This window comes from Dyella ginsengisoli, from assembly GCF_044904665.1.
Classification (GTDB): Bacteria; Pseudomonadota; Gammaproteobacteria; order Xanthomonadales; family Rhodanobacteraceae; genus Dyella_A; species Dyella_A ginsengisoli.
On sequence record NZ_JADIKM010000001.1, the window covers coordinates 1,220,498 to 1,246,742 of the forward strand.

The 26,245-nt window shown below is 68.9% G+C and carries 23 protein-coding genes; 4 read left to right on the top strand and 19 right to left on the bottom strand.

Annotated features, from left to right (window positions below):
- Positions 1-26 precede the first annotated feature (26 nt).
- Positions 27-1,466 (top strand): metalloprotease TldD, encoded by a 1,440-nt coding sequence (tldD, locus tag ISP17_RS05630; RefSeq protein ID WP_404630846.1) that lies wholly within the window; start codon positions 27-29, stop codon positions 1,464-1,466.
- A 40-nt stretch (positions 1,467-1,506) separates the two neighbouring features.
- On the opposite strand, the gene yjgA is transcribed toward tldD, so the two are convergent.
- Both yjgA and ISP17_RS05640 read right to left on the bottom strand, forming a co-directional pair.
- Positions 1,507-2,097, bottom strand: a complete 591-nt coding sequence (gene yjgA / locus ISP17_RS05635) for a ribosome biogenesis factor YjgA (RefSeq protein WP_404630848.1) — start codon at positions 2,095-2,097, stop codon at positions 1,507-1,509.
- Positions 2,094-2,351, bottom strand: a complete 258-nt coding sequence (locus tag ISP17_RS05640) for a DUF1653 domain-containing protein (protein ID WP_404630850.1) — start codon at positions 2,349-2,351, stop codon at positions 2,094-2,096. Before ISP17_RS05640 ends, yjgA begins: the two co-directional genes overlap by 4 nt.
- 120 nt (positions 2,352-2,471) lie before the next feature.
- Here ISP17_RS05640 and pmbA point away from each other — a divergent pair, with 120 nt between their 5' ends.
- Positions 2,472-3,839 carry a metalloprotease PmbA gene (gene pmbA, locus ISP17_RS05645; protein ID WP_404630852.1) on the top strand — a complete coding sequence of 456 codons (1,368 nt, stop codon included), beginning with the start codon at positions 2,472-2,474 and terminating at the stop codon, positions 3,837-3,839.
- Positions 3,840-3,935: 96 nt separating this feature from the next.
- Positions 3,936-4,358: a DUF4870 domain-containing protein gene (locus ISP17_RS05650; protein ID WP_404630854.1), complete on the top strand. Its 423-nt coding sequence runs from the start codon at positions 3,936-3,938 to the stop codon at positions 4,356-4,358.
- A 70-nt stretch (positions 4,359-4,428) separates the two neighbouring features.
- Here the strand turns inward: ISP17_RS05650 and ISP17_RS05655 are convergent, their stop codons facing one another.
- From ISP17_RS05655 to tilS, 3 genes are all read right to left on the bottom strand, one after another.
- The gene (locus ISP17_RS05655) at positions 4,429-5,319 is read right to left on the bottom strand and encodes a polyprenyl synthetase family protein (RefSeq protein WP_404630856.1); all 891 of its coding nucleotides are present in this window, start codon (positions 5,317-5,319) and stop codon (positions 4,429-4,431) included.
- Positions 5,303-5,560, bottom strand: coding sequence for an exodeoxyribonuclease VII small subunit (locus tag ISP17_RS05660; protein WP_404630858.1), 258 nt, complete (start codon positions 5,558-5,560; stop codon positions 5,303-5,305). The genes ISP17_RS05655 and ISP17_RS05660 overlap by 17 nt, the downstream gene beginning before the upstream one ends.
- Positions 5,561-5,720: 160 nt before the next feature.
- A complete protein-coding gene (tilS, locus tag ISP17_RS05665; protein WP_404630860.1) occupies positions 5,721-7,007 on the bottom strand; it encodes a tRNA lysidine(34) synthetase TilS in 1,287 nt (428 codons plus the stop codon).
- A gap of 156 nt (positions 7,008-7,163) precedes the next feature.
- On the opposite strand from tilS, the gene ISP17_RS05670 reads away from it, so the two are divergent.
- Positions 7,164-8,828, top strand: coding sequence for a phospholipase C (locus ISP17_RS05670; protein ID WP_404630862.1), 1,665 nt, complete (start codon positions 7,164-7,166; stop codon positions 8,826-8,828).
- Positions 8,829-8,877: 49 nt separating this feature from the next.
- On the opposite strand, the gene ISP17_RS05675 is transcribed toward ISP17_RS05670, so the two are convergent.
- From ISP17_RS05675 to uppS, 14 genes are all read right to left on the bottom strand, one after another.
- Positions 8,878-9,648, bottom strand: a complete 771-nt coding sequence (locus ISP17_RS05675) for an NYN domain-containing protein (protein ID WP_404630864.1) — start codon at positions 9,646-9,648, stop codon at positions 8,878-8,880.
- Between the two features lie 150 nt (positions 9,649-9,798).
- Positions 9,799-10,758 carry an acetyl-CoA carboxylase carboxyltransferase subunit alpha gene (locus tag ISP17_RS05680; protein ID WP_404630866.1) on the bottom strand — a complete coding sequence of 320 codons (960 nt, stop codon included), beginning with the start codon at positions 10,756-10,758 and terminating at the stop codon, positions 9,799-9,801.
- Between the two features lie 170 nt (positions 10,759-10,928).
- Entirely contained in the window at positions 10,929-14,504 is a 3,576-nt protein-coding gene (dnaE, locus tag ISP17_RS05685) for a DNA polymerase III subunit alpha (protein ID WP_404630868.1), read from the bottom strand.
- A 149-nt stretch (positions 14,505-14,653) separates the two neighbouring features.
- Positions 14,654-14,857, bottom strand: coding sequence for a hypothetical protein (locus ISP17_RS05690; RefSeq protein WP_404630870.1), 204 nt, complete (start codon positions 14,855-14,857; stop codon positions 14,654-14,656).
- 314 nt (positions 14,858-15,171) lie between these two features.
- Positions 15,172-15,780, bottom strand: a complete 609-nt coding sequence (gene rnhB / locus ISP17_RS05695; protein WP_404630872.1) for a ribonuclease HII — start codon at positions 15,778-15,780, stop codon at positions 15,172-15,174.
- A gap of 19 nt (positions 15,781-15,799) precedes the next feature.
- Positions 15,800-17,017: a lipid-A-disaccharide synthase gene (gene lpxB / locus ISP17_RS05700; protein WP_404630874.1), complete on the bottom strand. Its 1,218-nt coding sequence runs from the start codon at positions 17,015-17,017 to the stop codon at positions 15,800-15,802.
- Positions 17,018-17,086: 69 nt separating this feature from the next.
- Positions 17,087-17,875, bottom strand: a complete 789-nt coding sequence (lpxA, locus tag ISP17_RS05705; RefSeq protein ID WP_404630876.1) for an acyl-ACP--UDP-N-acetylglucosamine O-acyltransferase — start codon at positions 17,873-17,875, stop codon at positions 17,087-17,089.
- Complete coding sequence (gene fabZ, locus ISP17_RS05710; RefSeq protein ID WP_404630878.1) at positions 17,872-18,345, bottom strand: 3-hydroxyacyl-ACP dehydratase FabZ; 474 nt, start codon at positions 18,343-18,345, stop codon at positions 17,872-17,874. The genes lpxA and fabZ overlap by 4 nt, the downstream gene beginning before the upstream one ends.
- A complete protein-coding gene (lpxD, locus tag ISP17_RS05715; RefSeq protein ID WP_404630880.1) occupies positions 18,338-19,366 on the bottom strand; it encodes a UDP-3-O-(3-hydroxymyristoyl)glucosamine N-acyltransferase in 1,029 nt (342 codons plus the stop codon). The genes fabZ and lpxD overlap by 8 nt, the downstream gene beginning before the upstream one ends.
- A gap of 142 nt (positions 19,367-19,508) precedes the next feature.
- Positions 19,509-21,911 (bottom strand): outer membrane protein assembly factor BamA, encoded by a 2,403-nt coding sequence (bamA, locus tag ISP17_RS05720; RefSeq protein WP_404630882.1) that lies wholly within the window; start codon positions 21,909-21,911, stop codon positions 19,509-19,511.
- 174 nt (positions 21,912-22,085) lie between these two features.
- The gene (gene rseP, locus ISP17_RS05725; protein WP_404630884.1) at positions 22,086-23,432 is read right to left on the bottom strand and encodes an RIP metalloprotease RseP; all 1,347 of its coding nucleotides are present in this window, start codon (positions 23,430-23,432) and stop codon (positions 22,086-22,088) included.
- Between the two features lie 13 nt (positions 23,433-23,445).
- Positions 23,446-24,621: a 1-deoxy-D-xylulose-5-phosphate reductoisomerase gene (locus ISP17_RS05730; RefSeq protein ID WP_404630886.1), complete on the bottom strand. Its 1,176-nt coding sequence runs from the start codon at positions 24,619-24,621 to the stop codon at positions 23,446-23,448.
- The gene (locus ISP17_RS05735; protein ID WP_404630888.1) at positions 24,618-25,448 is read right to left on the bottom strand and encodes a phosphatidate cytidylyltransferase; all 831 of its coding nucleotides are present in this window, start codon (positions 25,446-25,448) and stop codon (positions 24,618-24,620) included. Before ISP17_RS05735 ends, ISP17_RS05730 begins: the two co-directional genes overlap by 4 nt.
- A 17-nt stretch (positions 25,449-25,465) precedes the next feature.
- Positions 25,466-26,209, bottom strand: a complete 744-nt coding sequence (gene uppS / locus ISP17_RS05740) for a polyprenyl diphosphate synthase (RefSeq protein ID WP_404630890.1) — start codon at positions 26,207-26,209, stop codon at positions 25,466-25,468.
- Between the last annotated feature and the right edge of the window lie 36 nt (positions 26,210-26,245).

The following is a 26,245-nucleotide window of genomic DNA, read 5'->3' on the forward strand; positions in this document are numbered from 1 at the left end:
CACTCCGGATACCAATGCTGATGCCCATGTCCACACTTCTCGAGCAAGTCCAGCAGCGCCTGCTCACGCCAGGCGGCCTCGCCACCGGTGACCTGGAGCGCGTGTTCGACCAGCTGATGGCGCCGTCGATCGACGCCGCGGACCTGTACTTCCAGCATTCGCGCAGCGAGTCGTGGACGCTGGAGGAGGGCATCGTCAAGGACGGCAGCCACTCCATCGAGCAGGGCGTGGGCGTGCGCGCGATCAGCGGCGAGAAGACCGGTTTTGCCTATTCCGACGAGATCGTGCTGCCGCAGCTGCTGGAAGCCTCCAGGGCCGCGCGCGCCATCGCGCAGGACGGCCGCGGCGCGGGCAAGCCGCTGGCGCTGGGCAACGTGCGCTCGCTGTATCCGGCGATCGACCCGGTCGAGAGCCTGCCCAATCCGGACAAGATCGCCCTGCTGCGCGAAGTCGACGCTTATGCGCGCTCGCGCGACCCGCGCATCACCCAGGTGATCGTGAGCCTGGCCGCCACGCTGGACACCATCCTCATCGCCGCGTCCGACGGCACGCTTGCCGCCGACGTGCGCCCGCTGGTGCGCATCAACGTGCAGGTGATCGCCGAGGCTAACGGCCGCCGCGAGCAGGGCTACTCCGGCGGCGGCGGCCGTTACAGCTACGGCGAACTGATCGCCAACGGCCGCGCGCTCGGCTTTGCCGACGAGGCGGTGCGCCAGGCGCTGGTGAACCTGGAGTCGATCGACGCCCCGGCCGGCCAGATGACCGTGGTGCTCGGCCCGGGCTGGCCCGGCGTGCTGCTGCACGAGGCGATCGGCCACGGTCTGGAGGGCGACTTCAACCGCAAGGGCAGCTCCGCCTTCGCCGGCCGCATCGGTCAGCGCGTGGCCGCCAAGGGCGTCACCGTGGTCGACGACGGCACGCTGGAGGGTCGCCGCGGCTCGCTCAGCATCGACGACGAGGGCACGCCCACCCAATGCACCACGCTGATCGAAGACGGCATTCTGGTCGGCTACATGCAGGACAAGCTCAACGCCCGCCTGATGGGGGTCAAGCCGACCGGCAACGGCCGGCGCGAGTCGTTCACCCAGCTGCCGATGCCGCGCATGACCAACACCTACATGCGCGGCGGCGACATGGACCCGGCCGAGATCATCCGCTCGGTGAAGAAGGGCCTGTACGCGCCCAACTTCGGTGGTGGCCAGGTGGACATCACCAACGGCAAGTTCACCTTCTCCGCCAGCGAGGCCTACCTGATCGAAGACGGCAAGATCACCGCCCCGGTCAAGGGCGCCACCCTGATCGGCTCCGGCCCCGAGGTGCTCAACCGCGTCTCGATGATCGGCAACGACATGGCGCTGGACGAGGGCGTGGGCGTGTGCGGCAAGGACGGCCAGAGCGTGCCGGTGGGCGTCGGTCAGCCGACCCTGCGCATTGATTCAATGACGGTGGGCGGTACCGCGTCCTGACACGTGCTCCCTCTCCCCTCGGGGAGAGGGAGTCAGATGGTCACGCGTCGTCGTCGTCCGCCGCTTCGTCGCCAGAGGCGTCATCGTCGACGTCCGCTTCCAGCTCTTTCAGCAGCTGGAAGATCTCGCGATAGGCGCGCGGCGGCTTGTTCGGCGTGGCCTTCTCGATGCGCGCCTGGCGGATCAGCGAGCGCAGGTGCTGGCGGTCGAGGTCAGGCTGGCGGGCGATGAGTTCGGCCAGCGCGTCGTCGGATGTCTCTTCGGCGATGAGGCGATCGCGCAGCGCCTCCATGCGGTGCATGGCGGCGGTCTCCTGCCGCAGCTTTTCGCGGTTCACACCAAGCGCGGCGCGGGCGGCGGCGAAGGCCTCGTCGTCGTAGCGGCGCATCACCTTGGCGAGGAAGCCGAGCTGGCGCTTGCGCGCGATGTGCGCGGTGATGCGGCGCACGTTGGCGATCTCGTTGCGCACGTCGTCGGGCAGGTCGATCTTGGCCAGCTTGGCCGGCTGCATCTCCACCAGCTGGGTGGCGAAAGCGAGCACGGCCAGCGCGTCGCGACGCTGCTGGGTGCGGCTGGGACCGTATTCGGTGTCGTCCAGCTCGTGCTGGTTGCGGCTGCGACTGGGGCTCACGAGGGGGTTCCGGTGGATGGATGGGCAAGGGTGTCGTCGCTGTCGGCCTGCTCCAGCGCAAAGCGCGGGATCGGCTCGCCCTCCAGCTCCACCGTCTCGCAGAACATGGCCGCCGGACGCACCCACAGACCGTGCTCGCCGTACAGCGCCTGATACACGACGAGCGGTTCCATCGTCTCGCTGTGGTGCGCGGTGCCCAGCACGCGGTAGCGCTGGCCCTTGTAGTGACGATAGATGCCGGCAGCTGGTTGCATGGGACTCTCCACAGCGGCCAGACTGGCGCGCTCTTTTCAACCGGTCCGTGCGACCCCATCTGTGGGGATTCGGACGGCGAGGGTCGTCCATTCTACCCGCCCCCCTTGCAGGAATCCCACGTGAGCGAGATCGCCCTCCCTACCGACCGCAGCAGCGACGAGCTGGACCGCCTGGCCAGCCTGGCCGAGGACGTGATCCGCCGCGCCCGCGCCGCCGGCGCCAGCCAGGCGGAGGTGGCCGCCAGCATCGACACGGGCCTGAGCGTGAACGTGCGCCTGGGCGAGGTGGAAACGGTGGAGCATACGCGCGACCGCGGTTTCGGGCTCACCGTGTACTTCGGCCAGCGCAAGGGCTCGGCCAGCACGGCGGACCTGAACCCCGATTCGATCCAGGCCACCATCGACCAGGCCTGCGCCATCGCCCGCTACACCGAGGAAGACCCCGCCGCCGGCCTCGCCGACGCGGCGCTGATGGCCACCGACTTCCCCGATCTGGACCTGTGGCACCCGTGGGCGATCGACACCGCCGGCGCCATCGCGCTGGGCCAGCGCATCGAGGACGCCGGCCGCGCGCACGCGGGCATCAGCAACTCCGACGGTGCCGGCGTGCAGATGGGCGAGAGCCTGTCGGTGTACGCCAACTCGCACGGTTTCGTGGGCCGCGAGCGCGGCACGCGGCATTCGATCTCGCTGTCGCTGATTGCCGGCGACGAGGCCGGCATGCAGCGCGACTACTGGTACGACAGCGTGCGCGACGCGGCGAAGTTCATGGACGCCAGGGCGCTGGGCGACAAGGCCGCCGAGCGCACGCTGATGCGGCTGGGCGCGCGCAGCCTGTCGACGCGGCAATGCCCGGTGCTGTTTGCGCCGGAGCTGGCACGCGGGCTGATCGGCCATCTGGTAGGCGCGGTGAGCGGCGGCGCGCTGTATCGCCGCGCCAGTTTCCTGCTCGACCACGTGGGCCAGGCGGTGATGCCCGCGTGGATGAACATCGCCGAGCGCCCGCGCCTGATCGGCGGACAGGCCTCCGGCGCGTTCGATGCCGAAGGCGTGGCCACCCGCGACAGCGCGCTGGTGGAAGGCGGCGTGCTGGCGCGCTATGTGCTCGGCAGCTATTCCGCGCGCAAGCTTGGCCTGGCCACCACGGCCAACGCCGGCGGTATCCACAACCTCATCGTCGACGCCGGTAGCGCCGACGGCGAGCGCAGCGATTTCGCCGGCATGCTCCAGCGCCTGGGCACCGGCCTGCTGGTGACCGAGGTGATGGGCCAGGGCGTGAGCACCACCACCGGCGACTACTCGCGCGGCGCCTCGGGCTTCTGGGTGGAGCAGGGGAAAATCGTCTACCCGGTGGAGGAGATCACCATCGCCGCCAACCTGCGCGACATGTTCCGCGGAATTCAGGCGGTGGGCGCCGACGTGGACCCGCGTTCGCACATCCTCACCGGCTCGATCCTGCTCGATCGCATGACGGTGGCCGGCGAATAGGCCATCAGCCCCCTGCGCAAGAGCCTGCGCCCGCGGTAGCATCTGCGGCAAATCGCCACGCCGTGGCGGTATGCCACCACTATCGAGGGTCTGGCCATGAGCGTTCCTCCCGATGACGTCGTTCCCCCGCCGCCGCCGCACGACGAAGCGCCAAGTGTCGGCGCACCGACCGCCGAAGAGCGCCAGTGGGCGATGTTCGCCCACCTGTCCGCGTTGATCGGCGGCCTGCTCACCGGCCACTGGTTGGGCATCGGCTGCTTCCTCGCGCCGCTGATCATCTGGCTGGTGAAGAAGGACACCATGCCCTTCGTCGCCGACCAGGCGAAGGAAGCGCTCAACTTCAACATCACGGTGGCGATCGCCGGCCTGATCTGCGGTCTGCTGATGCTCGTGTTGGTGGGCTTCGTGCTGCTGCCGGTGCTGGGCATCGTGTGGCTGGTGATGATCATCATGGCTGCGATCAAGGCCAACGAGGGCGTCACTTACCGCTACCCGTTCGCGCTGCGCCTGATCGCCTGAGCGATTGCCTATCGTCGACAAAAAAAGCAGCCTTCGGGCTGCTTTTTTTCATGTGGGGTGGCGGGAAGTTTCAGCGCAGCCGGTGCGCGGCGTAAAGCGCCAGCTCGCGCAGTGGCGAGTGCGGGGCGTCGAGCGGGCCGAGTGCGGCGAGCGCCTCGTCGGTGAGCTCGGCCAGGCGGGCGCGGGAGGCTTCCAGGCCCAGGATCGAGGGGAAGGTGGGTTTGTCGGCGGCGGCGTCCTTGCCGGCGGTCTTGCCGATCACCGCGGACTCGCCTTCCACGTCGAGGATGTCGTCACGCACCTGGAAGGCCAGCCCCACGGCGTGGGCATAGCGGTCCAGCGCATCGAGCGTGTCGATGTCCGCGCCGGCGGCCATCGCGCCCAGCTGCACCGAGGCGCGGATCAGCGCGCCGGTCTTGCAGGCGTGCATGTATTCCAGTTCGGCCAGCGTCAGCACGCGACCCACCGCGGCCAGGTCCAGCGCCTGGCCGCCGGCCATGCCTTCGGCGCCGCAGGCGCGACCCAGCGTGCGCTGCATCGCCATGCCGGTGGCAGGCTCCACCGGTGCCTGCGCCAGCAGCTCGAAGGCCAGCGCCTGCAGCGCGTCGCCAGCCAGGATCGCCATCGCCTCGCCGAACACGATGTGGCAGGTGGGGCGGCCGCGACGCATGTCGTCGTCGTCCATCGCCGGCAGGTCGTCGTGCACCAGCGAATAGGCGTGGATCAGTTCCACCGCGCAGGCCGGCATGTCGAGCGCCGCGTCGTCGCGGCCCAGCGCGTGGCCGGCGGCGTAGACCAGCAGCGGGCGCAGCCGCTTGCCGCCGCCGAGCACGGCATAGCGCATCGCGCGGTGCAGATCGGTGGGCGGGACGTCATCGGCGGGCAGGGCCGCGGCCAGCGCGCGGTCGGCGCGCTCGATCAGCGCCTGCAGCGCGGGGCCAAGCTCAGAGTTCGGGTTCAAACGGTTCGGCGCTCTCGGGGGCGTCGGGATCCAGCAGCAGGCGCACGCGCAGGTCGGCCTTCTCCAGCGCCTGCTGGCAGTGGCGGTACAGGCCGATGCCGCGCTCGAACGAGGCCAGCGAATCGTCCAGGCTCAGCTCGCCGCCCTCCATCTTCGCCACCAGCTGCTCGAGCTCATCGAGCGAGTGCTCGAAGTCGGCGGCTGGCGCGGGATTGGCGGGGGCGGGAGCGGTCTTGGCCATGGCCGGGAACGCTAACGCAGCGGGGACGATGAAGCAATGGAAAAGCCGCAAAGAGCGAGGAGTGAGTGGAGAGGAGTGAGGAGTGAGAGAAAGCACGAGAGATGCGCGCGGCGGCAGCTGCCCTCTCTCACTCCTCACTTCTCGACTTTCACTCCTCCGCTTATCTCCCCGGCCGCCAGCGCAGGCGCTCGCCGGGTGCGCCGAGCAGGGCCGCGCCGCGCTCGGTCAGCCAGCGGTCGCCGACGGCGATCAGCACGTCGCCCTCGTGGATCATCGGACAGGCGGCGCGCTGCCACGGCGGTAGCGCGGCCTGCTGGAACAGGTCGCGCAGTTCGCGGGTGTGACGATCGCCTGCGGGTTTCAGGCGTTCGCCGCCGCGGCGCAGGCGCAAGGTCAGCGGCTGGGCAAGGGCGCCGTGGAGCGTGAGCGTGCCGCCGTCGGGCAGGGCGAGCGGGTCGCCCGACCAGGGCGCCTGCCATGCCGGGTCGATCGCCGCGGGCGGCGGCAGCGCCCACAGCCGACCTTTCCACACGTGCAGTTCTGCGCCGGGCCAGCGGATGCAGGGCACGCGCCCCTCGCCGGCGCCGAGCTGCCGCTCGATCTGCGCGCGCTGCGCGCGGCCGGGAGCGGGCAGCCCGCGGGCGTGCAGCCAGTGATCGAGCAGCGGTTCGCGCAGGGCCGGCGCCAGCAATCGCCAGCCCGCCGCGTCGAGGCTGTCGCTGCGCGGGTCGTGCAGGGTCTCGAATGCGGGCAGCCACTGCGCGCGCAGCGCGTCCGCCGCGTCGCGGCAGAGCGCGGCGCTGTGGGTGATGGCATCGACGGCGTGCGGCCAGTGCGTGGCCAGGCGCGGCAGGATCTCCCCACGCAGCAGGTTGCGGCGCAGTCGCGGATCGGCGTTGGCCGGATCGTCCAGACAGGCCAGCGCGTGGGCCTGCACGTAATCGCGCAGCGCCTCGCGCGGCAGCGCCAGCAGCGGCCGCCACAGTTCGCCGGCGCCCAGTGGCCGGCGCTCGCGCATGCCGCCGAGTCCCTCCGGGCCGGCGCCGCGCAGCAGTTTCAGCAGCACGGTTTCGACCTGGTCGTCGCGGTGGTGGGCGGTGAGCAGGCGCTCGCCCGGAGCGAGGTTTGCGGCGAGCGCGGCGTAGCGGGCCTCGCGCGCGGCGGCCTCGATGCCGCGGCCGGAGCGGAGGTCGACCGTGACGCGCAGCACCGTGCACGGCACCCCCAGCGCGGCGCAGAAGGTCCGCGCATGGGTCGCCCATTGCGCGCTGTCCGCATGCAGCGCGTGGTCCACGTGGATGGCGCGCAGCGCATGCGTGCGCGGCAGCGCGGCCAGCGCGTGCAGCAGCGCGGTGGAATCCGGCCCGCCGCTGAAGGCCACGCACAGCCCGCCCGATGGCGCATCGGCGAGCTGGTCGGCGAGGTGCTGGAGGAGAGGCGAGGACAACGTCGTTTCCACGATTTCGGGCAGCGCACAGTGTAGGGCGCTGTCGTCATGCCGCGATCATGCCGCTGTCATGCGCGGTGGCCAGCATGCGCGTGGGGGAAGTTCAGGACACCGCTCGCGGCGCCACGGCGCCGCTTCACTGCTGCGGAGTTCCCCATGCCCCAGAAGTTACTTGTCAGCGCACTGGCCGCCGGCCTCTGCCTGTTAGCGGCCCTGCCGTCGGCGCGTGCCGACCATGCAGAGTTCCAGCATCGCCACGGCGCCACGGCCACCCCGATCAAGCACGTGGTGGTGATCTTCCAGGAGAACGTCTCCTTCGATCACTACTTCGGCACCTACCCGCTGGCGCTCAATCCGGCCGGCGAGCCGGCGTTCCATGCCCGCCCCGGCACGCCGGCGGTGAACGGCCTCACCGCCGACCTGCTCACCCGCAACCCGAACTTCCTCAACACGCTCAACGGCGCCGGCGCGCTCAATCCGTTCCGGCTCGGCCGCGACCAGGCCGCCACTGCCGACCAGGACCACGACTACACCGCCGAGCAGGTCGCTTTCGACGGCGGCAAGATGGACCTGTTCCCCGCCGCCACCGGCAACGGCAGCGCCGACGAAGGCGGCAAGGGCCTGGTGATGGGCTATTACGACGGCAACACCGTCACCGCGCTGTGGAACTACGCACAGCGCTTCGCCATGAGCGACAACAGCTACGGCACCACTTTCGGGCCATCCACGCCAGGCGCGATCAACCTGGTGTCCGGCCAGACCAACGGCATCGCGCAGACGCTCAACGGCACCGGTGACGAGACCAGCGACGGCCACGGTGGCCTGACCCTGGTCGGCGACGCCGACCCGATCGGCGACGTGTGTTCCTCGCCCACCCGCAACCAGGTGCAGATGAGCGGGCGCAACATCGGCGACCTGCTCAATGCAGCCCACCTGAGCTGGGGCTGGTTCGAGGGCGGTTTCGACCTCGGCCACACCAACGCGAACGGCAGCACCGGCTGCAAGCGCAGCACGCTGTCTGACGTCACCGGCGCCCCCGCGCCGGACTACATCCCGCACCACCAGCCGTTCCAGTACTACGCCTCCACCGCCAACCCCAGCCACGCGCGGCCCAGCTCGGTGGCGATGATCGGCCACGCCGGCGACGCGGCGAACCACCAGTACGACCTGGAGGATTTCTTCGCCGCCGTGCGCGCGGGCAATTTCCCGGCGGTGAGCTTCCTCAAGGCCTCCGGTTATCAGGACGGCCACGCCGGCTACTCCGATCCGCTGGACGAGCAGGCGTTCCTGGTGCGCGTGACGAACTTCCTGCAATCGCGGCCAGAGTGGCGCGATACCGCGGTGGTGATTGCCTACGACGATTCGGACGGCTGGTACGACCACCAGATCGGCCCGATCGTGAATGCGTCGCAGGGCAGCGCCGACGCGCTGGACGCCGACGGCCAGTGCGGCAGCGGCGCGATCCTGCCGGGCGTCGATCCGGCCGTCACCCAGGCGATGGGACGCTGCGGCTACGGCCCGCGCCTGCCGCTGCTGGTGATCTCGCCGTGGGCCAAGACCAACTACGTCGACCACGCGGTCACCGACCAGAGCTCGGTGCTGCGCTTCATCGAGGACAACTGGCTCGGCGGCCAGCGCCTCGGGCAGGGCTCGTTCGACGTGCGCGCCGGCGCGCTGGACGGTCTGTTCGACTTCCGCCGTCCGCATCCGCAGCGCCTGTTCCTGCGCTCGGACAGCGGCCAGCCGTTGCTGCAGCTGCCGTGGTGGGGCGCGGCCGACGAGCACGCGGACGGCGCCGGCGACAGCCGTCGCCACGGTTGAGGTCGAGCGGCAGTGACAGAGGCGGCCTCCCGCAGTGCGGGAGGCCGTTTTACTTGCGCCGCTTGTCGCGCACGTACAGCGTGCGTGCGGGGCCGTCGCCGCGCTGGTCGATCTCGAACAGGCCCGTCGCGTCGACCAGCTCGCTGAGCTTGCGGTAGCCGTAGTTGCGCGGGTCGAACTCAGGCGTCTGCTTTGCCACGCTGGAGCCGATCGCCCCCAAGTTCGCCCAGCCGTCCTCGTCCTCGTTCGCTGCAATGGCTTTACGGAACAGGTTGAGGAGCTTGGTGTCCTGCTTGAGCTCCTGCCGGGAAAGCTTTTTCGGCGGCTGGATCGGGTGCGACTTCTCGGCCTCGTCCTTGGCCGCCGTTTCGTCCAGTTGCTGTACCAGCACGTCAGTGTAGATGAACCGGTCGCAGGCCTTGACAAAGGGGTTGGGGGTTTTTCGCTCGCCGAAGCCGTAGACGTTCAGTCCGGACTCTCGGATGCGCCGCGCCAGCGAAGTGAAGTCACTGTCGCTGGAGACGATGCAGAAGCCCTGAAAGCGATCGGTGTAGAGCAGGTCCATCGCGTCGATGATCATCGCCGAGTCGGTGGCGTTTTTGCCGCGGGTATAACTGAACTGCTGCACGGGGTGGATCGAATACTCCAGCAGCACATCCTTCCACCCCTGGAGCTGCGGACTCGTCCAGTTGCCGTAGATGCGCTTGACGTATGCCGTGCCGTACTTGGCGATCTCGGCTAGCAGCCCTTCGACGATGGACGGCTGGGCGTTGTCGGCGTCGATCAGCACGGCGAGGCGGGCGGAAGTGGGAGCGGCCATGGCGGTGGGTTCCTCGTGCGATCCGGTCCGCATCATCGCAGAGCCGGCGGTCAGTACGGCACGCCGGCTTTGCTCAGCTCGGTGCGCAGGGCGTCCAGCCCGAGCCAGCCGTTCCAGCGCGCGACGATAGCTGCTGTTGCCGCCGCCGGATCAGCTCTCGGCGTAGGCGCCGTAGCCGCGCAAGCGCTGGTATCGCTGGGCGAGGAGGTCGCTGACGTTCAGCGCCTCGAGCTTGTCCAGCTCGTTGAGCAGCACTGCCTTGAGGCGGATCGCCATGGAGTGCGGGCTGCGGTGCGCGCCGCCGAGCGGCTCGCGTACCACCTTGTCGATCAGGCCCAGTTCGAGCAGGCGCGGGGCGGTGACGCCCATCGCGTCGGCGGCGTCGCGCACCTTGTCCTGGCTCTTCCACAGGATCGAGGCGCAGCCCTCGGGCGAGATCACCGAGTAGATCGAGTACTGCAGCATGATGGTGCGGTCGCCCACGCCGATCGCCAGCGCGCCGCCGGAGCCGCCTTCGCCGATCACCGTGCAGATCACCGGCACCTTCAGCTCGGCCATCTCCAGCAAGTTGCGGGCGATCGCCTCGCTCTGGCCGCGTTCCTCGGCGCCCACGCCGGGGTAGGCGCCGGGGGTGTCGATGAAGGTGAGCACGGGCAGGCCGAAACGCTCGGCCATCTTCATCAGGCGCAGCGCCTTGCGGTAACCCTCCGGGCGCGGCATGCCGAAGTTGCGGCGTACCTTGCCCTTGGTGTCGCGCGCCTTCTGGTGCCCGATGATCATCACCGAGCGACCGTTGATGCGGCCCAGACCGCCCACGATGGCGGCGTCGTCGGCAAACGCGCGGTCGCCGGCCAGCTCGTGGAATTCCTCGCAGATCGCGCCGATGTAGTCGAGCGTGTACGGGCGGCCGGGGTGGCGCGACAGCTGGGTGACCTGCCAGGAATTGAGGTTGCGGAAGATCTCGGCCGTCTTGACCTTGAGCTTCTCGCGCAGGCGGCGCACCTCGTCGTCGATATTGAACGCCTGACCGTCGCTGGCGTGGCGAAGCTCGTCGATCTTCGCTTCCAGCTCGGCGATGGGTTGTTCGAAATCGAGGAAGTTGGGGTTCATTCGGCGCGGTTCAGGACAGTAAGCGGGTCAGTATAGCGGGGCGCAGAAAAACGCGAGAACGCCGCCGTATGGCTTTGGAGCGAGAAGTGAGTGAAGAGGAGTGAGAAGTGAGAGAGGGCTGGGCGGACTCCGATGCCCGATCTTTTCTCTCACTTCTCACTCCTCTCCCCTCACTCCTGGCTTTTCACGATGCGCAGGCGTGCCGCTTCCACGCCCGGCAGCGCGCGCACCGCGCGCAGCAGGTCGGGGATGGCCTCCACCCGCCAGGCTTCGCCCAGTTCCAGGTCGGCCTGGGCGTCGCGGTTGTGGTAGCCGTGCAGCACCACGCTGGCGCGCCCGCCGCGGAAGCCGGCCAGGGTGCGCTGCAGCTGGGCGGGAAAGTCCGGCGTGATGCCGTTGAGCTTCAGGCGCAGCAGCCGGGCATGCCGGCGGCAGGCGTCGGCCAGGGTCATCGCGCTGCGCGCACGCACCTGGAAACCGCCGCCGGAGAAATCATCGATGCGCAGGCCGCCCTCGACGATCAGCATCTCGTCGCGGGTGAGCAGCGGGGCGACCTGCTGGAACAGCTCGCCGAAGAAGCTCACCTCGATGGTGCCGGTGCCGTCTTCCAGTCGCACGAAGGCATCCGAGTCGCCGCGCTTGCGCACGGCGGTGACCATGCCGGCGACGGTCCACGGCGTGTCGGGGCCGCGGCGGAAGCGGTTGGCCTCGCCATCGTCGTTCTTGCGCGGCCGGGGCGGCTGGTAGCGGTCGACGATCTCGCCCAGCGGGCAGGTGGAGAGCTGCGCCAGCTCGTCCTTCCACGGGTCGGTGGGATGGCCGGAGAGATAGTGGCCGAGCGTGTCGCGCTCGCCCTTGAGTCGGTCTTCCAGCGACCACTCCGGCGCGGTGGGCAGGTCGATCTGCACCACCGGCGTGATGGCGCCCATCGCCGCGCCGAACATGTCGTTCTGGCCGGACTGCTTGTCGCGCAGGTGCTGTTCGGCGGCCTTGATCGCATCGGGCAGCTGCAGCATCAGGCTGGCGCGGGTCGGCGCGAGCGCATCGAGCGCGCCGGAGTAGATCAGCGCCTCGAGCACGCGGCGGTTGAGCTTGGTGGGATCGACACGGCGGCAGAAGTCGGCGAGATCTTTGTACGGGCCGTGCGTGCGCTCGGCGACGATCGCCTCGCAGGCGCCCTGGCCCACACCCTTGATCGCGCCCAGGCCGTACTGGATCGTCCGGGCGCCTTGGCGTCCGGATGCAGAGGGTGTGTCCGGTTCGGTGGCCACGAACATGAACTCCGAGGCGTTCACGTCCGGCGGCAGCACGGTGATGCCGATCGCGCGCGACTCGTCCAGGAAGGTCACCACCTTGTCGGTGTTGTCCATGTCCGAGGAGATCGTCGCGGCCATGAACTCGGCCGGGTAGTGCGCCTTCAGCCAGGCGGTCTGGTAGGACACCAGCGCGTAGGCGGCCGCGTGCGACTTGTTGAAGCCGTAGCCGGCGAACTTCTCCATCAGGTCGAAGATCTGGTCGGCCTTCTCGGCGGTGAGGCCGTCCTTCGCCGCGCCCTCGCGGAACTTGGCGCGCTCCTTGGCCATCTCCTCGATCTTCTTCTTGCCCATCGCGCGGCGCAGCAGGTCGGCGCCGCCGAGCGAGTAACCGCCGACGATCTGCGCCATCTGCATCACCTGCTCCTGGTAGACCATGATGCCGTAGGTCTCTTTCAGGATCGGCTCGACACGCGGGTCGGGGTATTCCACGTCCTCGCGGCCGTGCTTGCGCGCGACGAAGCTGGGGATCAGGTCCATCGGGCCGGGGCGGTACAGCGCCACCAGCGCGATGATGTCCTCGAAGCGGTCGGGCTTGGCGTCCTTGAGCATGCGCTGCATGCCGGAGGATTCGAGCTGGAACACGGCGACGGTCTGCGCCTTCTTCAACAGCTCGTAGGGTGCCGGGTCGTCCAGCGGCAGCTGCGAGATGTCCAGCGGCGCTTCGCCCTGCTTGGCGCGGCGCGCGTTGATCGCCTTCACCGCCCAGTCGATGATGGTCAGCGTGCGCAGGCCGAGGAAGTCGAACTTCACCAGGCCGACGGCCTCGACGTCGTCTTTGTCGTACTGGGTGACTACGCCGCCGCCGCCCGGCTCCGAATACAGCGGCGCGAAATCGGTCAGCGGGGTCGGCGCGATCACCACGCCGCCGGCATGCTTGCCGGCGTTGCGGGTGAGGTTTTCCAGCTTGAGCGCCAGGTCGATCAGCGGCCGTGCCTCGTCCTCGTCCTGCTCGTACAGCTCGCAGAATTCCTTGACGACGCGGTCGGGCTCCTTCTTCGATTTTTCGCTGCGGCCGAGCGCGTCGGACAGCGTGAGATCGAGCGGCCGCGGCGGGATCAGCTTGGCGATCTTGTCCACCGCGTTGTAGCCCATGCCGAGCACGCGGCCGGAATCGCGCAGCACCGCCTTGGCCGCCATCGAGCCGTAGGTGATGATCTGGCTGACGTGGTCGCGACCGTACTTGCGCGACACGTAGTCGATCACCTCGTCGCGGCGATCCATGCAGAAGTCGATGTCGAAGTCCGGCATCGACACGCGTTCGGGATTGAGGAAGCGCTCGAACAGCAGGTCGAACTGCAGCGGGTCCAGATCGGTGATCTTCAGCACCCAGGCCACCAGCGAGCCGGCGCCCGAGCCGCGCCCGGGGCCCACCGGGATGCCGTTCTGCTTACCCCAGTTGATGAAGTCGGCCACGATCAGGAAGTAGCCGGGGAAGCCCATCTTGATGATGACGTCGAGCTCGCGCTCCAGCCGCTCCTCGTATTCGGCCAGCGTCTTGCCCGGCGCCAGCGGCGCGGCGGCCAGGCGCTCCTTCAGGCCCTGGCGCGACAGCTCGCGGATGTAGCTGGCCAGGTCGTGGCCGTCGGGCACCGGGAAGTCCGGCAGGTAGTAGGTGCCGAACTGCAGTTCGAGATTGCAGCGCTTGGCCAGCTCGACGGTGTTTTCCAGCGCCTCGGGCAGGTCGGCGAACAGCGCCTGCATCTCCTCGGGCGACTTCAGGTACTGCTGGTCGGCGTAGTCGTGCGGGCGCTTCGGATCGGCCAGCACGCGACCCTGGTTGATGCACACGCGCGCTTCGTGGGCCTCGAAATCCTCCTGCTTGAGGAAGCGCACGTCGTTGCTGGCGATCACCGGCAGGTTGAGTTCGGTGGCCAGCGCCAGCGCGGCGGTGTTCCAGGTTTCCTCGCCGTCGCGGCCGCAGCGGGTGAGTTCCAGATAGAGCCGGTCGGGGAACAGGCGCAGCAGCGGGCGCAGGCGCGCCGAGGCCGCATCGATGCCCTGGTTCACCGCGATGCGGCCGATCTCGCTGTCGCGACCGAGCAGGGCGATCAGGCCGTCGGTGGCGTCGGGCGTGAGCCACAGCGCATCGACCATCGCCTTGCCGCCGTGCTGGCCGTCGCGCCAGGCGCGCGACACCATCCGCGAGAGGTTCAGGTAGCCGGGTCGGTTCTGGCACAGCACGGTGAGTCGCCACGGGCGCGGATCATCCTGGGCGCTGACCCACAGGTCGCAGCCGCCGATCGGCTTGATCCCGGCCGCGCTGCACGCCTTGTAGAACTTCACCAGCGCGAACATGTTGCTGTCGTCGGTGAGTGCGACCGCCGGCATGCCGGCGCGCACGCAGCCGTCGACCAGCGCCTTGATGCGGATGGTCGAGTCGACCAGCGAGTATTCGCTGTGCAGGTGCAGGTGAACGTAGCGGGCGGACATGGTGCACGCGCGAGGTGGTCGCCCAGCCTAGCCGCGCCCCCACGGTGCGGCAAGAATTGACATCGCGTGACGGTAGGTCGCGCCAGCGCGCGCCTGATCCGGCACCGGCCGGTGCGGGCCGCGTGAGCGGCCCGCGGTGCAGTGGACCATCAGCGGATGGCGAAGCGCTCGCAGCTCTCGATGCGGTCGAGATGGTCGAGCGGGCCGATGCCGAGGCCGCGACCGTCGTAGTCGCGGTGCAGGCGCGACTCGGGCGTCGGCATCGGCGCGTCGGCGGTGCCATGGTTGTCGGTGGGGAGCATGACGGCCGGCGTGTCCGGCGCCATCAGGGGACGGGACAGTTGCGGTTTCATGGCGCGACTCCAGCGGGGTCTCCGCGGTAGGGGATGCTTCCCGGTCCTGGCGCGCGCTTCGGATCGGACAGCATCCGTGCGTGGGGCGGTGGTCGGTTGGCCGTGCCGGCTGCCGCCGTGGTGCCCTTTGCGTCATGGATGCGGACTGTGCCCGAAAGGTTGCGGTGGGCATCCACGACACGCCAGACGTGGGGACATCGGGCGATAGCAAGATCCTACGCCGGCCTTTTGGCGCGCACGCATGCCATCAGGCATGCATTCATGAACACGCGGTGGCCCTGCTTATGCTTGTCCGCCGCGGCGAGGCGGGCGACTCAGAAAAGCGCAATCTGCTCCAGCGCACGCGTCACCGGGGCGAAGCTGCGCCGGTGTTGCGGGCATGGCCCCAGCCGCTGCAGCGCATCGAGATGCGCGGGCGTCGGATAGCCCTTGTGCACGGCGAAACCGTAGCCCGGGTGCACCGCATCCAGCGCCACCATCAGCCGGTCGCGGGTGACCTTGGCGAGGATCGAGGCTGCGCTGATCGCCGGCTCCAGCGCATCGCCGCCCACGATGGCACGGCCTGCGCAGGGCAGGTCCAGCGGCAGCTTGTTGCCATCGATCAGCGCTTCGTGTGCGCCCGGCGACAGCCCTGCCACCGCACGGCTCATGCCGACCATGGTGGCCTGGAAGATGTTGAGCTGGTCGATCTCCGCGGCCTCCACCTCGATCACGCAGTGCGCCAGCGCGCGCTCGATCACCTGCGCATAAAGCGCCTCGCGCTTGCGCTCGCTGAGTTTCTTGGAATCGTCCAGGCCGACGATCGGTCGGGAAGGATCGAGGATCACCGCCGCGACCACCACCGGCCCGGCCAGCGGGCCGCGGCCGGCTTCGTCGACGCCGGCGACGAGTACACGCTGGTCGAGCGCAACCGCCGACGTCATGTGTGCACCGATGGCCTCCTCACCGCGCACCGGGATTCTCCAGCAGCTCCGCTATGGCATCGGCCGCGGCGTCGCCGGCGTGCCCTTGCATGTCCACTCGAAGCGCGCGGTGCAGAGCCTCGAACGTCGCCACGATCTGTCCACGGCGCTCGCTGTCGTTGAACAGGGCCAGCGTGTCATCGGCCAGATGGGCAGCGGTGCAATCGTCCTGCATGCGCTCGGAGACGGGCAGCGGACGGTCCAGCCCGTTGGCGCGCGCGAGCACGTTGGGCAGCGAATAGATGTCGGTCTTGAGCATGCGCAGCAGCCTGGCGATGCGGTAGCTGGCGGGCGCCACGCGGTAGCCGACCACCATCGGCCGCTTGGCCAGCATGGCTTCCAGCGTGGCGGTGCCGGAGGCGAGCAGCACCACGTCGGCGGCCAGCATCGCCTCGTGCGCCTGGCCGTCGATCAGCATGGGCGGCACCGGCCAATGGCGGCCGATCCGTCCCAGCGATGCCTCGATGCGTGCGTGCACGCGCGCATTCGCCGCCGGAATCACCACGCGCAGTCCGGGGATGGCGGCAGCCACCCGCGCGGCGGCGTCGAGGAAGATCGCTCCCAGTCGTTCGATTTCCGAACCGCGGCTGCCCGGCAGCACCGCCAGCACGGGCACGTCGTGCGGCAGGCCGAGCGCGTCGCGGGCGCCGGCGCGATCACCGACCATCGGGAAGCGGTCGGCCAGCGGATGGCCGACGAAGCGGGCGTCGACGCCGTGGCGGGCGTAGATCGGCGGTTCCATCGGAAACAGGCACAGCACGCGGTCGGCGCTGCGGCCGATCTTCTCGGCGCGCTTCTCGCGCCACGCCCACACCGACGGGCTGACGTAGTGCACGGTGCGGATACCCGCCTCGCGCAGGCGGCGTTCGAGGCCGAGATTGAAGTCGGGCGCGTCGATACCGATCACGACGTTCGGCCGTGCGGCGATCAGGCGCGCCGTCAGTTCCTTGCGCAGCCTGAGCAGCCGCGGCAGGTGGCGCAGCACCTCGGCCAGTCCGAACAGCGACAGTTCCGCCATGTCGTACCAGGACTCGAGACCCTGCGCCTGCATGCGCTTGCCGCCGATGCCAATGAAGCGGGCCTGCGGGTAGCGCTGGCGCAGGGAGGCCAGCAGGTCGCCGCCGAGCTGGTCGCCGGATTCTTCGCCGGCGATCACGGCGATGAGGGGGGCGTCTGGCGAGACTTCGTTCAATTCCATACCGATGTCCCTACCTCGGGTAAAAGCGGGAGCAAGAGCCCGTGCCTGATTGCCCGATAAGCGGGGCGCTTACCGGGCGAGCGCGCGCTCGCTGCGATCGAGGAACTCGAGCATGGCACGCACGTCTTCGCTCTCGCGCGCCTGGGCGGCGAGCTGCTCGCGCGCTTCAGCCTGGCTCAGGCCCGCCATGTACAGCGTGCGGTAGGCGCGCTTGATCGCAGAGATGCGTGCCGCATCGAAACCACGGCGCTTGAGGCCCTCGCTGTTGATGCCGCGCGGGCGGCCGCGGGTCTCGTTCGCCATCATCACGAACGGCGGCACGTCCGAGCCGACCAGGCAGCCCATGCCGATGAAGGCGTGCGCACCGACCTTGCAGAACTGGTGCACGCCCGAGTAGCCCGACAGGATGGTCCAGTCCCCGATTTCGGCGTGACCGGCCAGTGCCGAGTAGTTGGAAAACACCACGTGGTTGCCGATCTGGCAGTCGTGCGCGACGTGCACGTAGGCCAGCAGCCAGTTGTCGTTGCCGATGCGGGTGATGCCGCCGCCGTCGCCGGTGCCGCGGTTGATGGTGACGAACTCGCGGATCAGGTTGCGATCGCCGATCACCAGCTCGGTGCGCTCACCCTTGAACTTCTTGTCCTGCGGATCGCCACCGAGCGAGGCGAACTGGCTGATGCGGTTGTCGCGGCCGATGCGGGTCGGCCCCTCGATCACCACGTGCGGGCCGATCGTGGTGCCGGCACCGATCTCCACGTCCGGGCCGATGACGCTGTAGGCGCCGACGCTGACGTTGTCGCCCAGCACAACCGACGGGTCGATCTGGGCCGTGGGGTGGATCGAGGCGGCGTGGCTCATTTGTCGGACCTCGCGGCGCACATCAGCTCGCAGCTGGCCACTTCCTTGCCATCCACCAGTGTGCGCGCCACGAACAGGCCCATGCCGCGCATCAGGCGCTTCAGCGAGACCTCCATGCGCAGCTGGTCGCCGGGCACCACCGGGCAGGCGAAGCGGGCATTGTCGATCTTGGCCAGGTAGAACAGCGGGCTGCCCTGGTTGCCCTTCAGGCGGCTGGAGATCTGGGTGAGCAGGCCGGCGCTCTGCGCCATCGCCTCGACGATGAGCACGCCGGGCATCACCGGATGGCCGGGGAAATGGCCCTGGAAGAACGGCTCGTTCATGGTGACGTTCTTCAACGTCACCACGCTGGTGTCGGGCACCAGCTCGATCACCCGGTCCACCAGCAGGAACGGATAGCGGTGGGGCAGCAGCTGCTGGATCTGCTCGACATGCACCGGCAGGCTGAAGTCCGCGGCGTAATCACTCATTGTTGCTGTCCTTCTCCAGCGCCGACAGGCGGCGCGCGTAATCGTCGAGGTGCTTGAAGCGGGCGGCATTCTTGCGCCACTGGCGGTTGTCCTGCAGCGGCGTGCCCGAGGAGTATTCGCCCGGCTCGCGGATCGAGTGCGTCACCAGGCTCTTGGCGGTAATGGTAACCCGGTCGGCCAGTTCGAGATGGCCGAGTACCCCGGCGTTGCCGCCGATCATGCAGTAGCGGCCGATCTTCGCGCTGCCGGCCACCGCGGCGCAGCCGGCCATGGCGGTATGCGCGCCCACGTGCACGTTGTGGGCGATCTGGATCTGGTTGTCCAGTCGCACGTCCTCCTCCAGCACGGTGTCGTCCAGCGCGCCGCGGTCGATGGTGGTGTTGGCGCCGATCTCGCAGTCGTCGCCGATGCGCACGCCGCCGAGCTGCGGCAGCTTGATCCAGTGATCGGTGTCGAAGGCCAGGCCGAAGCCGTCCGAGCCGATCACCGCGCCCGGATGCACCAGTACCCGCTTGCCGAGCGTCACCCGCGTCACCAGCGTCACCCGGGCGACCAGCCGTGCCTGCGCGCCGACCACGCAGCCCTCGCCGACGATGCAGTGCGGGCCTAGCACGGCGCCGTCCTCGATCACCGCGTCGGCCTCCACCACGCAGCACGGTCCCACGCTGGCGCTGGCGCTCACGCGTGCCTGCGGCGAGACCACGGCGGACGGATGGATGCCCGTCGGCGAGGCGGGCAGGCGCTCGAACAGCGCGGCGATCTTCGCGTAGGCCACGTAGGGATCGCGCGCGATCAGGGCGCTGCCCGGGCACTGCGCGGCATCGGCCTCGCGCAGCACCACCACGCCGGCGCGCGTGCCCGCGAGCTGGCTGGCGTATTTGCTGTTGGACAGGAAGGTGAGCTGCGAGGGACCGGCACCGGCCAGCGTGCCGACGCTGTCGATGACCCGGCTGCCGTCGCCGTGCACGCGCAGGCCGAAGCGTTCCGCCAGCTGGCTCACCGTGTAGTTGTTGGCGCTCATGCGTGCTCCCGGAAAGCGCGCCATTGTAAGGGAGGTGGGCACCGGTGTCCGTGCGCTGGCGAAGGGACGCGGTGCCCCGAAACGCAGAAGCGCGGCCGGAGCCGCGCTTCTGGAACGTGCCGGGCGGTCGTGTCGCCTGCGGTCAGAACTGGCTGCCGAAGGTGAACTGGATACGCTCCTCGTAATGGCGGTCTTCCGGCTTGGAGCGGATCGGCGTGGCGAAGTTGATGATCAGCGGGCCGATCGGCGCCTGCCAGTGCAGCGAGATACCGGCCGAGGCGCGCAGGTCGCTGGCCTTGAAGCTCTGGTAATCCTTGTAGGCATTGCCGACGTCGACGAACAGCGACACGCGGGCGGTGTTGATGTCCTTCAGGAACGGCAGCGGCAGGTACAGCTCGGTGGTGCCCAGCACCTTGAATGCGCCACCGATCGGCTGCGCGTAGCCGTAGTAGCTGCCGTTGCAGTTGCCCTTGCTGTCCGGCACCACCGGCTGGCCGGTGGAGGTCAGACCAGAGCACACGCGCGGACCCAGGGTGTTGTCCTGGAAACCGCGCACGTCGCGCACGCCGCCGGAGTAGAAGTTCTGCCAGAACGGATAGTCGACCTTCGCACCGGCTTGGTAGTCGCCGAACGAGCGCTCGTAGGTCTGGCTGCCGTAGGTCTTGCCGTATTGCGCCTGGCCGTCGGTGTAGAGCACGAAGCCGCCGCCGATCGGCCAGTAATGGTTGGCCTCGGCGCTGACCTTGAAGTACTGCACCGTGGAGCCGGGCAGCGCCACGTCGGTGGACAGCGAGAGCAGACCGCCGCGGGTCGGCGCCCAGTAGCCGTTGCGGGTGTCGTGGTTCCAGCCCAGCGTGCCCGTCCACTCGTGGATGGTCCGCTTGTTCAGCGCGTTCTGGTAGTCCAGCAGCACCTGTGGCGAGTAGCCGGAGTACAGGTTGATCTTGTTGCTGCTCAGGCCCAGGCCCACGCGCAGGCTGTCGGTTTCGGTGATCGGGATGCCGAGGTACGTGGAGAACGACTTGGCGCTGGTGGCGTAATTGGCGAAGTCGGTGTTGCCGTAGTCGGTCTTGGAGTAGCCGACGCTGTAGCCGATGCCGATGCCGTTGTCGGTGAGATACGGGTTGTAGTAGCTGGCGTTGATGCGCTTGTAGTACGTGCTGGTTTCCGCGCCCACGCTGAAGCTGTCGCCGGTGCCCAGGAAGTTGTTCTGCGAGACCGAGGCGGACAGGATGATGCCCGAGTACTGCGAGTAGCCCACGCCGAACTGCAGGCTGCCGGCGGACTGCTCCTCCACCTTCACCGTCACGTCGACCTTGTCCTCGGTGCCCGGCACCAGCTGCTTGTCGATGTCGACCTTCTTGAAATAGCCCAGCTGCTGCAGGCGGATCTTCGAGCGGTCGATCGCCGCCTGCGAGTACCAGGAGCCCTCCAGCTGGCGCAGCTGGCGGCGCATCACGTCGTCTTCCGTGCGGGTGTTGCCCTGGAAGATCACGCGGCGCACGTACACGCGCTGGCCCGGCTCGATGTAGAAGGTCATGTCGACCGTGCGCTTGTCCTTGTCCAGCTTCGGCACCGGGGTGACCTTGGCGTAGGCAAAGCCGATGTTGGCAAGGATGCCCTTGATCGAGTCGGAGGTGGCCTCGACCGCGGCGCGGTTGAACGTGTCGCCGGCCTTGACGAACACCAGCTTGCGCAGCGTCTCCTCGGGCAGGATCAGCTTGCCCAGCAGGTGCACGTCGGACACCTTGTAGATCTCGCCTTCCTTGATGCTGGCGGCGATGTACATCGCGCGCTTGTCCGGCGCGATGGTGACCTGGGTGGAGTCCACGCCGAAGTCGGCGTAGCCGCGGTTCATGTAGTACGACTGCAGCTTCTCCAGGTCGCCGGAGAGTTTCTCGCGCGAATACTGGTCGTTCTTCGAGTACCACGACAACCAATCGGTGGTGCCGGACTCGAAGTTGTCCTCGATCTGCTTGTCGGTGAACTTGGTGTTGCCGACGATGTTGATTTCCTTGAGCTTGGCGACCTTGCCCTCGCGGATCTCGATGTCCAGTGCCACGCGGTTGCGGTCCAGCCGCGTCACGTGCGGATCGATCGACACGTTGTACTTGCCGCGGTTGTAGTACTGGGTGATCAGCTCCTGCTTCACGCGGTCCAGCGAGAGGCGGTCGAAGGTCTCGCCCTCGGACAGGCCGATCTCCTTCAGACCCTTGCGCAGGTCTTCTTCCTTGATGTCCTTGTTGCCGCGCAGGGTGAGCTTGGCGATAGACGGACGCTCGACCACCTTGATCACCAGGATGCTGCCCTCGCGGGTGAGCTGCACGTCGCTGAAGAACTTGGTGTTGTACAGCGCGCGGATGGCGCGCTGGGCCTCGTCCTCGGTGAGCTGGTCGCCCTTGTTCACCGGCAGGTAGTTGTAGACCGTGCCGGCGGAAATGCGGCTGAGGCCATCGATACGGATATCGGAAACGACGAACGGCTCGAAAGCCACCGCGTTGGCGGAGAGGGAGGCAAGCAGGATCAGGGCGGCGATACGCTTCATCGTCGATTCCGTTGGGTTATTTCTGCGGGACGATCAAGACGATCGCCCCGGACAATGCGTGGAACAGGAGCATATCCCCCGCCGCGGCGCGAGCGCCCGGGTGGCCTGGATCACTCGTCCCGAAGACGGGCCGGCGATGCAGGCAGCCGGCAGGGAAGGCCGCCATCGCTGCGGTCACGACAGCAGGATGCGATGGAGGTCGTTGTAGAACGCCAGGCCCATCATCGTGAACAGCAGGGCGAGCCCCACGTACTGGCCGGCGATCATGGTGCGCTCGCTCACCGGGCTGCCCTTGACCAACTCGATAAGGTAATACAGCAGGTGACCGCCATCCAAGAGCGGGATCGGCAGCAGGTTGAGGATGCACAGGCTGAGCGAGACCATGCCGAGGAAGTTGAGGAACCACGCCGGCCCCATGCTGGCCGACTGGTTGGCGACTTGGGCGATGCCGATCACGCCGGAGAGGTTCTTGGTGGAGGCCTCGCCAGAGAGCATCTTGCCGATCATGCGGAAGGTCTGCGCGGCACTGCTCCAGGTGGTGTCGAACGACGCGCCGAGCGCCTTGAGCGGACCATAGTGCTGGATCGCCGATTCGCGCGGCATCGACTCCACGCCGATAACCCAGCGCGTAGGCTGGCCGTCGAGTGAGGACTGCTCTGCCACCACGGTGAGTGGAACGGCGGTTCCACCACGCTGCACCACCACCGCAAGGCGAGGCGACTTGGCCGCCTGCTCGGGAATCAGCTTCTGGAACTGCACGTAGTCGTCGATCGCCACGCCGTTGACGCTAACGATGCGGTCGCCGCCCTGCATGCCGGCCTTGGCGGCGGGCATGCCGGGCATCACCGTGCCGACGATCGGCGCGGCCGGCGCCAGCGAGAGGCCGAGCGTGTCGAGGTACTGGCCGACATCCTGACCGGCCGGCAATCGGTCCAGCGGCAGCGTGACCGGATGTTCCGTGCCGTCGACGCTGCGCACCTGCATGGTCAGCGCCTCGCGGCCGAGCAGGGCATCGACCAGGTCGTCCATCGCGCCGGTCCAGGTGGTCACGCGGTGTCCGCCCACGCTGAGCACGCGATCGCCCGGACGGATGCCCGCCTCGGCGGCCATGCTGTGCGGCGCGGCGGTGACCACCGGCGCGGCGTCCGGCCGGCCGAGCATGAACATCGCCCAGAACGCCGCCAGCGTGAAGATGAGGTTGAATCCCGGGCCGGCCGCCACGATCGCGATACGCTGCCACACCGGCTTGCCGGTGAACTCCTGGTCGCGCAGGGTCGGGTCGACGTCACCCTCGCGGGCGTCGAGCATCTTCACGTAGCCGCCCAGCGGGATCATCGCCACCTGGTATTCGGTGCCGTCGCGCGCGGTGCGCTTCCAGATCGCCTTGCCGAAGCCCACCGAGAAGCGCAGCACTTTCACGCCGCAGCGGCGTGCGACCCAGAAATGACCGAATTCGTGAAAGGTCACCAGCACGCCCAGCGTGACCAGCAACCAGAACACCGAGCCGAAAAAAGGATTCATCGATAAGAGCTTATCAGCATGCGTGGCGGAGGATGCGGCGCGCGGCGGCGCGTGCGGTCTGGTCACGCTCGACGAGCGTCCGGACATCGACCACGCGCTGCGCCGGCAGTTCCGCCAGCACGCTCTCCACCAGGCTGGCGATGTCGAGAAAGCCCAGCGCCCCGGCGAGGAAGGCGTCCACCGCGACCTCGTTGGCCGCGTTCAGGATCGCCGGCGCGTCGCCGCCGGCGCGCAGCGCCTGGAAGGCCAGCGCGAGGCAGCGGAAGGTGTCGGTATCGGGCTGCTCGAACTGCAGTGGCGCCAGCGCGGCCAGGTCCAGCGGCGCGACGCCGGTGTCCACGCGTTCCGGCCACGCCAGCGCGTGGCCGAGGGCGGTGCGCATGTCCGGGTTGCCCAACTGGGCCAGCACCGAGCCGTCGGCGTAGTCCACCATCGAGTGCACCAGGCTCTGCGGGTGCACCAGCACTTCGATCGCCTCGGCCGGCGCGCCGAACAGGTGGTGCGCCTCGATCACCTCCAGCCCCTTGTTCATCAGGGTGGCGGAGTCGACCGAGATCTTGCGGCCCATCACCCAGTTGGGGTGGGCGCAGGCCTGCGCGGGCGTGATGTCTGCCAGCTCGGCGCGCTTGCGGCCGCGGAACGGGCCGCCGGAAGCGGTGAGGATCAGCCGGCGCACGCCGCTTTTGGCGAGATCGGGACGGCCGCCGGGCAGGCACTGGAAGATCGCGTTGTGCTCGGAGTCGACCGGGATCAGCTCGCCGCCGCCCTCGCGCAGCGCGGCCAGCAGCAGCGGGCCGGCCATCACGATGGATTCCTTGTTGGCGAGCAGCAGGCGCTTGCCGGCGCGGGCGGCGGCCAGGGTGGAGTCGAGGCCGGCGGCGCCGACGATGGCGGCGACCACCGTGTCGCACAGCGCGCCGGCAGCCGCGGCGCTGATCGCGTCGGCGCCGCTGGCCACCTCGCACTGCACGCCGGCGGCGGCCAGGCCGCGGGCGAGCCCGCCTTCCAGCGCCGGGTCGGCAATGATCGCCAGTTCCGGCCGGTGCCTCTCGCACAGCGCAACCAGGGCGTCGACCTGCCGGTGCGCCGCCAGCACCGTGGCGCGGAAGCGCTCCGGGTGCCGGGCGATCACGTCCAGCGTGCTGCCACCGATCGAGCCGGTGGCGCCGAATACCGCCACGCGCCTCATGACAGCGGCAGCACGTCGATCGCCCACAGGCCCAGCGCAAACACCGGCATCGCGGCGAACACGCTGTCGAGGCGGTCGAGCAGGCCGCCGTGACCGGGGAAGATCTGGCCGGAATCCTTCATCTTGGCGTGGCGCTTCATCAGGCTCTCGATCAGGTCGCCCACGATCGACGCGGCCACGGTGAATGCCGCCACCACGATCAGCCCGGCCAGCCGCGCGTCGTGCACGCCGAGCAGCCAGCCGCCGATGCCGACCACCAGTGCGGCCGCGACGAACGCGCCGTAGACACCGGCCCAGGTCTTGCCCGGACTGATCTGCGGCGCCAGCTTGCGCTTGCCGAAGAAGCGGCCGGCGAAGTACGCGCCGATGTCCGCCGCCCACACGATCGCCAGGCCGAGGAAGGTCCACCAGTGACCGTGCGGCGCAATGCGATGGATCAGCACCAACGCCGCCCACGCCGGCACCATCACGAACAGCCCGGCCAGCAATTTGAGCCGGCGATTCTCCGGCGTGGGCGAGGCGCCGAAGGCGAAGTGGCGCAGCCACGCACAGGCCAGCAGCCACCACAGCACGCCTGCGGCGGCGAGCGCACCCCACAGTCGCGGATCGAGCGGCCACCACGCCCCGATGACGATCAGCGCGAACAACGCCAGCATCGCGACCCGCGCCGCGGTGGAGGCCAGGCCGCTGAGCCGGGTCCATTCCCACACGCCCACCAGGAAGGCCGCCGCCACGATCGCCGCGAACACCGGCGTGCCCGGCCCCAAAATGATGAACAGGGCCAGCGGGATCAGCAGCAGGGCGGTGAGGGTGCGCTGGAGCAGCATGGAAATCCTTCGGTGGGTCAGCGCGGTGGCACAGTGGCGGCGACCTGTTCGCTGGTGCGCCCGTAGCGGCGCTCGCGGCGAGCATAGTCGTCGATGGCCCGGGCCAGGCAGGCCTGGTCGAAATCCGGCCACAGCGTGTCGGTGAAATAGAGCTCGGCGTAGGCCGCCTGCCACAGCAGGAAGTTGCTGATGCGCTGCTCGCCGCCGGTGCGGATGAACAGGTCCAGCGGCGGCAGCTCGGCCAGGCTCATCCAGCGGCCCAGCATGGCTTCGTCCAGCGCCTCAAGCGCCAGTTCGCCGCGGCCGATCGCCAGCGCCGCCTGCCGTGCCGCCTGCACGATGTCCCAGCGGCCACCGTAGTTCACCGCGATGTTGAGCTGCAGGCGGGTGTTTTGGGCGGTGCGCGCCATGGCCCGTTCCATGCGCTGACGCAGCTCGTCGCCGAAACCAGCCAGGTCGCCGACGAAGCGCAGCCGCACGCCCTGCGCGTGCAGTTCGTCCACTTCCTTGTCCAGCGCGCGCAGGAACAGCCCCATCAGCGCGCTCACCTCGTCCTCGGGGCGCTGCCAGTTTTCGCTGGAGAAGGCGAACAGGGTGAGCGCTTCCACGCCCTGGCGCACGCAGCCTTCGATCACGTCGCGCACCGCCTTGCGCCCGGCGTTGTGACCGAAGCTGCGCGGCTGGAAACGGGCCTTGGCCCAGCGGCCGTTGCCGTCCATCACGATGGCGATGTGGCGGGGCACCCGCGCTGGCGCGTTCATGCGCGCAGGTGCTGGCTGGCCGGGGGAGGCGCGTGC

Excerpts from the sequence above, each read along its gene's own strand:
- fabZ (WP_404630878.1), bottom strand. The coding sequence starts at position 18,345 with ATGAGTGATTACGCCGCGGACTTCAGCCTGCCGGTGCATGTCGAGCAG.
- ISP17_RS05680 (WP_404630866.1), bottom strand. The coding sequence starts at position 10,758 with ATGAACCCCAACTTCCTCGATTTCGAACAACCCATCGCCGAGCTGGAA.
- ISP17_RS05735 (WP_404630888.1), bottom strand. The coding sequence starts at position 25,448 with ATGCTGCTCCAGCGCACCCTCACCGCCCTGCTGCTGATCCCGCTGGCC.
- rseP (WP_404630884.1), bottom strand. The coding sequence starts at position 23,432 with ATGAATCCTTTTTTCGGCTCGGTGTTCTGGTTGCTGGTCACGCTGGGC.
- lpxD (WP_404630880.1), bottom strand. The coding sequence starts at position 19,366 with ATGAGCGCCAACAACTACACGGTGAGCCAGCTGGCGGAACGCTTCGGC.
- ISP17_RS05690 (WP_404630870.1), bottom strand. The coding sequence starts at position 14,857 with ATGAAACCGCAACTGTCCCGTCCCCTGATGGCGCCGGACACGCCGGCC.
- uppS (WP_404630890.1), bottom strand. The coding sequence starts at position 26,209 with ATGAACGCGCCAGCGCGGGTGCCCCGCCACATCGCCATCGTGATGGAC.
- rnhB (WP_404630872.1), bottom strand. The coding sequence starts at position 15,780 with ATGACGTCGGCGGTTGCGCTCGACCAGCGTGTACTCGTCGCCGGCGTC.
- ISP17_RS05650 (WP_404630854.1), top strand. The coding sequence starts at position 3,936 with ATGAGCGTTCCTCCCGATGACGTCGTTCCCCCGCCGCCGCCGCACGAC.
- ISP17_RS05670 (WP_404630862.1), top strand. The coding sequence starts at position 7,164 with ATGCCCCAGAAGTTACTTGTCAGCGCACTGGCCGCCGGCCTCTGCCTG.
- tldD (WP_404630846.1), top strand. The coding sequence starts at position 27 with ATGTCCACACTTCTCGAGCAAGTCCAGCAGCGCCTGCTCACGCCAGGC.
- ISP17_RS05640 (WP_404630850.1), bottom strand. The coding sequence starts at position 2,351 with ATGCAACCAGCTGCCGGCATCTATCGTCACTACAAGGGCCAGCGCTAC.
- ISP17_RS05660 (WP_404630858.1), bottom strand. The coding sequence starts at position 5,560 with ATGGCCAAGACCGCTCCCGCCCCCGCCAATCCCGCGCCAGCCGCCGAC.
- bamA (WP_404630882.1), bottom strand. The coding sequence starts at position 21,911 with ATGAAGCGTATCGCCGCCCTGATCCTGCTTGCCTCCCTCTCCGCCAAC.
- ISP17_RS05675 (WP_404630864.1), bottom strand. The coding sequence starts at position 9,648 with ATGGCCGCTCCCACTTCCGCCCGCCTCGCCGTGCTGATCGACGCCGAC.
- dnaE (WP_404630868.1), bottom strand. The coding sequence starts at position 14,504 with ATGTCCGCCCGCTACGTTCACCTGCACCTGCACAGCGAATACTCGCTG.
- lpxB (WP_404630874.1), bottom strand. The coding sequence starts at position 17,017 with ATGGAATTGAACGAAGTCTCGCCAGACGCCCCCCTCATCGCCGTGATC.
- lpxA (WP_404630876.1), bottom strand. The coding sequence starts at position 17,875 with ATGAGCCACGCCGCCTCGATCCACCCCACGGCCCAGATCGACCCGTCG.
- ISP17_RS05730 (WP_404630886.1), bottom strand. The coding sequence starts at position 24,621 with ATGAGGCGCGTGGCGGTATTCGGCGCCACCGGCTCGATCGGTGGCAGC.